The organism is Chloroflexus sp. MS-G, from assembly GCF_000735195.1.
Classification (GTDB): domain Bacteria; phylum Chloroflexota; class Chloroflexia; order Chloroflexales; family Chloroflexaceae; genus Chloroflexus.
This window is the reverse complement of record NZ_JPIM01000166.1, coordinates 1-7,042: the sequence shown is the minus strand read 5'-3', so window position 1 is coordinate 7,042 and position 7,042 is coordinate 1. Positions and strand designations below refer to the sequence as shown.

The following is a 7,042-nucleotide window of genomic DNA, read 5'->3' as shown; positions in this document are numbered from 1 at the left end:
TATCCAGCTCAGCAGGTACTCGTTCAGGCATTGCCTTGAAGAGACGCTTAATAAACTCGATATTCATCGCAATTGCGGCAATGCTCTGGGTTGGGCCATCGTGCAAATCACGGGCAATTGCGTGCCGAACTTCAGCCTCTTTTTGCAACAGTTTATCGCGCTCTTCCTTCAAACGCTGATAGAGACGAGCATTCTCAATCGCAATCGCAGCTTGCACAGCCAACGTGGTGAGCAGTTGCATATCTTGCTCGGTAAACGGTTGTCCATCTACTTTGTTCAGCAACTGCATCGCGCCGATAACCCGATCCTTCACCCGCATTGGCACACAGACGATCGAGCGGGTCACAAAATCGGCTTCACGGCTGATCGCATCGTACCAACGAGGATCGTGTTCGACATCATTCACAATCTGCCCAATACCATGCGTCACCACCCAACCGGCAATGCCACGATCTGCTGGCATGCGGAACTGGCGCTGTTCGCCGGGGATTTCGAGCACTAACTCGTTCTTCTCTTCATCGAGGATAAAAATCGAACAACGTTCCGCGCCAACTACTTTAGGCACCCGCAGTTTGATGTCGTTGAGCAGGCTGGTCAAATCAAGATTGCTCGCCAGCGATTGACCGATCTCGTACAGCAGGTGAAGTTCACGTAAATCACGCTCGGCACGGCGCAGCATTGCCAGCTTATCGGCTTCACCGCCAATTGCGCGTACCAGCAATACTAGTAGCTCTTCATCGAGTGGTGGCTGACCGCCAGCTTGCTGGTCGTTTCGACTGACCACCAGGTGGAGCAGGCCAACCCCCTGTCCACCACTCTGGAGGGGCAACTCTATCAGATCGCGGCTCTCGTCAATCGAATAAGAACCGACAATCGGTTCACCACTATCTTCACGGCGGGTAAACCCGTCACGCGCCTGTTCAATCAACAGCAATGTATCGGCATCAAGTTTGCCACGACTCACCTTCGTTGTTTCACCATACGGTGAGACGTACAGCAGTGCGCCAGCTTGCGCCGGCCAGAAGGAAATCAGTCGATCAAGTGATGCTTGAAGCAGATCAGCCACTTCGTGGTGACCGCCGGCAATAAGCAATTGACTGAGCGTTTCAAGCTGGCGCTGATTAATCGCAAGCGGCGGCATAGGACACCTCGAGTTGTGGCAATACGTAAAGATTTAGACTGATAATGAATATTATAGCGTATTATACCGCCCCTGCAATGAGAAGTGAAAAAAGAGATAGAAAAATGGGGAAGGTCAAGTTCCCAATTCACCCCTAGCAAATCCGCTCAGTCGCGGGCGATGAACGGTTTTATCACGTCTGATAACACAAGAACCAACCCATCCAAGATATGCCCACTTGCGATAAACTATACCTCACTCACACGGTTGGGGATAGGAACTTCCTCCTCACCCGATCAGATGAGCATTGGTGGTGATCGAAACAAGATGAGTTGAGAAGATGGAACGCTTCAAAGTCTGTCATCGCAGTGAATTGCCGCCTGGTTCTATGCGCTACGTTGATATCGACGGACTCCCAATCGGTTTAGCCAACGTGCAGGGAACCATTTACGCCTTCAGCGACAGTTGTCGCCACGAAGGCGGTCCTCTTTCTGCAGGCGTACTCATCGAATACACCGTGACCTGTCCGTGGCACGGGTGGACTTACGATGTACGTAGTGGGAAGAGTATCGTGCCGCCGGTTGGGTTGCGCATCGCAACGTACCCGGTTGAAATCATCGACGACGATGTTTACGTAGTTATTGATTGGTCTTCCGAGAAGTGATACAGCGCTACCGAACACAGTCGGCGGGCGGGTTTGGCACCCGCCCCGGCCCTTTCATACCCCATGACCACTGCCGGACAGATCATGTTCGGACGTGATGGAAATGACGAGAAACAGTGTCCAGAATCTGCTATCGGATAACTGCCGGCACATAGACGTTATAGAAAACAGGCAGCATTGATAGCGGTCCCAACCTCTCATCCGGTTCCGATCCTGGATTGAGAGGGACGATACCGGCGGTCAAGAATTCATTCCAGGCGGTATTTCTCGTAAACTGAAAGAGACGATGTTGAGTGTACCTGTTGAATACATCACCTTTTTGATACGGATAGAAAATCGAAATCCCGTTAACGTCCGTCATATCTACGTAGGAAGCACCAGACTCGCTAGGGAGAAAACCACTTCTAGCACGGTGACCATTGGGAAGGATAAACGACTGGGTACCGGTCAATTCATCGATCAGTTCAGTCGCTCGTTGCCGGATCGCCTGATCCTGGATTTCATTGCGGATGATTCGTACCCAGCTTAGCAAATCAAGGTATGCATCTTTAGGATCGTTGATACGATCGCCATTACTCTCGATATGAGCACTACGGTTGCGAATATCATTGAGGTGATTTTGTTGTGCAACACTATTGTTCGCGTATGCTGCCAGCTCGCGCGCCAACCTGCTCACTGCTTGCGCAACGGTAGGAACGCGCCCTAGATCAAGAGCGGTAATGGTAAATGGGTATCCGAAAGAACTTGCACGATCGGCGTACTTCTCGACTACCGTTCGTGCTACCATTTCAGGTGTAGTGTTGGCACTGATGTTGGCAAAGTAATCTTCATAGGCAAAGAATGACCATCCCAGGTATTGCGAGCTGATCAAGAACCGGGAACGGGGCGGAACCTCACTGCGGGGGCGAAGCTCGTAGGCAACCTCCAGGAGACCCATCGAACAGGCATCGAGGTGAATGACGTCAATGGGCAAAATATCTTCCGTGTTAAGTACCTCGCCAAGCTCTTTGACAGTCAAAAAAGCACTTTCATTACTCACTCCATCATCAAGGTAATCACTGGTCGAATCCCAGGAAATACCCTTCACACCTTGTCCATGATCGGCAATCGCCAGATAATAGTGTCGGGCTGGAAATTGACTTTGCCCCCAACGCAGGAAACTTCTGAGTGTGGCCGGATCATCCATCTGCCGCTCGGCAAAATGCTCTGTTTGACCCGGTATGAGCACGCGATACGTGTCATTCGCGCCTGGCCCATCGACAAGTGCAGCAACACGAATCGTCGGATTACGAGATGCGAGCGATCGCAACTCTTCCAATGCCCGATTGTAGGAGGCCAAGATGTTTTGACCACCTTCACGGTCATCTGCATTGAGGTACAGCAGTATCGTCCATGCTGGTAGCGATTGCGGCTGGGGAACTACAAACACCGAGATGCTTTCAGACGTTGCCTGTTCATTTTCATTATCGCGCACTGACAGGCTGATCCTGTGCATCCCCGACTGTAGACGGTTCGCCGGGATCTCCAGTACCGGTTGGTTACCGATAGTACCATTCAGGTTGGAAGTCCAGCGCCACTCGACAATGCTGTCACTCTCATCACTGTCTTGCGCCATACCCCGAACTATCAGTGTGTCGCTACCCTCCAGACTAGACAAATTCACATGCGTAATGGTTGCTATCGGTTGGGTGTAGCGCATCGGTTGGAAGATGAGCACCTGTTTCGTATTCGGGTTGAAAGCGTAGATGTTGCCATTCGTAGCGATGTCCCATCCTCTAACCGGCCCTTCAAGATCAATCGTGGCTGCCGGACTATTCGCTAAGGTGTCTGGACGGACGTGCAGCGTACTCGCATTGTACACATACACATTGCTCCCGAAGACATGTAACACATCATCGGCTAGCGGATCGATCGTGATTGCCAACGTACCGGCATGATTCCCATTAGCCGTGAATTTGTGAATCCGGCTAAAGTTATTGAGACCGGCATCGGCAACGTAGACATAGCCATTGGCATCAATCGCCAGATCCACCGGCAGAAAGATCCGATCATCCCTCCATTCACTCTGACGTTGACCGTTTGACAAGAATGAGACCACCTTCCCATCTTGCTTATCGGTCAGGAAGATTGTGCCGTTTGCCGCGACTGCAATAGCACCGGCAGTAACGTTAGTGAAAGCAAATGAAGAACGTTGCGCACCATTGGCGTCTAATTGATACACCCTCCCTGACGTGAGACTCAACTGATCGAGGATGTAAATCCATCCATCCAGACCTCGCGTCATGTCGATAATCTTTTGCGGTGGTGGGTCAAGCTGCAAATGGGTAATCTGCTGGTTATCTAGCCGGGCAACCAGAGCCGGATCGCGGTTCGCTATCAGGACGCCTGTCGCGGAAACGACGACCATCCCCACGATGTCGCGATAGCGACTCGCTGCTCCCCACGAGCGAATCTGGTTCGTGGTTGGGTCTACTATCGTCACCTTGTTATCGAAACTTGTGAGGTAAAGCCTGCCATCCGCAGCCACTGTCAGATCGGTAAAGACTGCCCCTGCAACAGACCACTGACGTTCAAGGGTACCGCTTGCCGACAGACGTGCGACACCGATGGTTGGATCGGTCACCCAGAGTTTGTTGTCGCCATCAACAGCAATATTCTGGATGTGGCTCAGTGACGTTGAAATTACTCCGATCAAGGAACCGTTGAGGGCAAATTTGTAAATCTTATCAAAGCCTCCGGTGATATAGACGTTGTTGTTGCGATCAACTGCAATCCCGCTGCCATTGAGATTGAGACTGGTCGGCCACTGCCACTGTCGTCGTAATGTTCCGGCAGTCGAAAAGAAAGAGACACCTCGATCATAAACGACAGCAATATCACCGTCGGGAGTCATCGCCATATCGTTGGCAAGCGGGCATTGCTCAACGTTCGGGCATAATGACCAGAGAGAAACCCGATTTCCCTGCTGATCAAACTTCTGAATGCGTCGATTCCCGACATCGAGGATGTAAACATTCTGGGTCGGATCGATGACAACACGGGCCGGTCGGTTAAATTGTCCCTCAGTACGACCATACCTGCCCCATTGGCGAACAGGAGTTTCCGTACGGTCGAAGACTTGAACCTGATGACCCTCTTGCTCAACGACAAAAATCGTACCATTCGCACTAACTGCGATCCCACTGGCGCCATCAAACCGACCTGGCTCGTCCCTCAGAGGAAATGATTGAATGCTGACATAATCGCTGCTATGACGACGCGGTAGCACGATGTCAACCTGTTGACTTCCCGGTTGCGTGGTGTACGTCAGTGTGCGTTCACGCTGCCCAAAACGCACGGTGATGGTGATAGTTTCACCAGGCTGAATGTTCAAGGGTGCACTGTTCAAATTAAGTTCGTAATAGGGCGAACCACTCGCCACACTTATAATACGAGTCACTGTAGAAAAGCGATCTCCTCGTGGACTGGTGATAATAACGTCTGCACCGGCAACCGCTTCACCGTCAACATAGACTCGGCCATTGAGACAGCACGTCACCATTGATCCCCCTGGCGGTGTGACACCACCACAACCACGAGGTAGAGGCACAGGTGGCTCGTCGGATAGATCGGATACCGGCATTGGTGGTATTTTTGGTGATGTACTATGTACGGGCGAATGAACAGACATTAGAATAGCGAGTACCATCACGATGATGGCAACGCGGCTGATGGGATAACGGTAGGTTTTCATGAGGTTCTCCCTCTCATTCTAGGAGCAAGAATCCCGACCCGATGCAGAAGTCTACACCTGGTACGCTGTTCTACCATAAGAGATGGTGGAACACACTGGTTTTTGGCAGTCACAGAAGAAAAAAACTACCCATACAGAGTACTTCCCACATCTTTGTCTGATGCTCCAAACTCCACTGTCTTATCCAGAGCAGTGATGTGGGAGGAGTGAGATGAGGCTTTCAACTCGCCACCATTTTCCCATGACACTTCCTTTTGGGCGAGGTGGGGGCGACGAGCAGCGAGCAGGCTGCGCAATGTCGCCATTTGCCCCTGCTCTACTACTACTACACGGGTAGAGGCAGAAAGCGAGGCTCGTTCTGCAGTACAAGCACTGAAAACGTCGAGAATCCTTACTTCTCAAGGGGTTTTCAACATTTTCATCACGCCCTGACCCATGCAGGTTCCTTTGGTCCTCTGGCCCGCATCCTGTGGTGGCATCGGTGAAACCTGCGCACGTCCATCAGCACGCCTCTTAAGCGAGTGGAAACCACTCCTACTGATGTGGCGACAGGCACGCCAGCGAACCAACGAAAGCGTAGCGCAGCCCACCATTAGAACGGGAAGCAGCACACCTCTTCAATCCTTAGAACGTGGCCCTGGAAACTCGCACATCCAGACAAGAGGTTCATTTTCAGAATCTCGCTAATGCTTTCTTGTCAGCGGTTGTAACCCAAAAAGATCACGAATGATGTAATCTTGTTGCAAGCGGCGAAGATAATTTTGCTTGATCTGATAAATGCGCTGTACGTTCGGAAATCGCTGTGGAAATTTATGAATAATATCTTGTGGTTTATATCCCTGTAGATCAAGTCTCAGAATGAAAAGCTCCTCTTCTGATAAGAGATTCAGAATGCGCTGCCAGAGCGCTACCTTGAATTCAAGATCATAATTATTATTGTTAGGTACGGATTGTGTTAATCTATCGGTCAATCTCTGCCGTCTCTTCGTTCGGAGCACCGTTAAGACTGCCGTCTGAATGCACTTTTTCCAGTATTGAAAGAGCTTAGCCAGATCATTAGTTGCAGTAAGGTCCGGGTTACGCTGACTGGCTCTACGAAGAGCGATGAGTGCATCGTGGAGGATCCCCTGGATGTCGTCTTCTTCAATATCAACATGGACACCCTTAGAAAACGCTGCATCAAAAGATTGTCGAATCCAGAGGTACTGCATCCGCCCGAACAGTGTAGAGATGTACGACCAGGCTACTTGATCACCAGCAAAAGCCCGCCGGAACAGGGTCATACATGCCGGTGATTGTTGTTCGTATGACTGGCGGAAATCTGCTCTCTCGCTCTCACACAAGCGGATAAGCTCTTCCAGAGGCAGCTCAGACATATTCATTGATTTACCTCGACCCGCACTACACAATAACCCCCGGCAGGAATGCTGTCACAGCCCGCCAGTTACACGTACTATCGATGATCGTTTCTGCATCTGGTGGAAGTGTAATGTTTCATGATAAACATGTTATGAATAGGTGCTCA

General features: G+C 50.9%; 4 protein-coding genes. 1 reads left to right on the top strand and 3 read right to left on the bottom strand.

Annotation, left to right across the window (positions count from 1 at the left end; genetic code table 11):
* Positions 1–1,141 (bottom strand): GAF domain-containing protein (locus tag JE47_RS0118910; protein ID WP_031461250.1); only part of this gene is annotated, 1,141 nt, incomplete at its 3' end.
* A 319-nt stretch (positions 1,142–1,460) separates the two neighbouring features.
* Here JE47_RS0118910 and JE47_RS0118905 point away from each other — a divergent pair.
* Positions 1,461–1,784, top strand: a complete 324-nt coding sequence (locus JE47_RS0118905) for a Rieske (2Fe-2S) protein (RefSeq protein ID WP_031461249.1) — start codon at positions 1,461–1,463, stop codon at positions 1,782–1,784.
* A gap of 130 nt (positions 1,785–1,914) precedes the next feature.
* Here JE47_RS0118905 and JE47_RS0118900 read toward each other — a convergent pair whose 3' ends face one another.
* Both JE47_RS0118900 and JE47_RS0118890 read right to left on the bottom strand, forming a co-directional pair.
* Positions 1,915–5,517 carry a clostripain-related cysteine peptidase gene (locus tag JE47_RS0118900; protein WP_152556114.1) on the bottom strand — a complete coding sequence of 1,201 codons (3,603 nt, stop codon included), beginning with the start codon at positions 5,515–5,517 and terminating at the stop codon, positions 1,915–1,917.
* Positions 5,518–6,200: 683 nt separating this feature from the next.
* The gene (locus JE47_RS0118890) at positions 6,201–6,899 is read right to left on the bottom strand and encodes a hypothetical protein (protein WP_031461246.1); all 699 of its coding nucleotides are present in this window, start codon (positions 6,897–6,899) and stop codon (positions 6,201–6,203) included.
* Positions 6,900–7,042 lie beyond the last annotated feature (143 nt).